Below are 510 nucleotides of genomic sequence, written 5' to 3' on the forward strand. Positions count from 1 at the left end.
TGAGCTAATTTCATAATTCGCTTTTATAAAAAAATCAACACTCATCCAATTTCAAAATTGTCATTTTTTAAAGCTAAGCGGCTGTTTCTTTTCCTAGTTTCTGGTTGTTCAATCGTTGCACTGCGTATCGTTTGGCATTATAAGCTAGCTGAATAAGCAGAAGTTCTATCTCGACTAATTCTGCTTTATAGTGAGTTGTCTGATTCAATTTCATGTTTTCTTTCAGGTCTCCGTTTACTCGTTCAACGGCACTGCGTTTGGCGTACAATTTCTTCCAACTGTTCGTTCCTCGAGCTGGATGATTGAACTTGCGCGGGTCTGTCTGTTGTTTGATCTTGATTACTTTTTGACATAGATCCTCGTTCTGGAGCGGGCAAGAGCGACAACGCTTTTCTGGTAACGTGTATTTCAAAGCCCCGTAACGTTTATCAAAACTATCGTAGGTGTAGCCTTCTTCAATTAGACAGGTCGGGGCATACTCAGCTGTCCACTCGCCGTCATTTTTAGCCA

Annotated in this window: 1 protein-coding gene; it reads right to left on the reverse strand. The window is 41.0% G+C overall.

The genetic code is table 11. The annotated features are described in order from the left end of the window. Positions 1 to 73: 73 nt before the first annotated feature. A partial coding sequence (locus AC4J95_RS21175) for a transposase (protein WP_494551554.1) occupies positions 74 to 510 on the reverse strand: 437 nt, incomplete at its 5' end.

This window comes from Enterococcus sp. GPZ-007, from assembly GCF_059374735.1.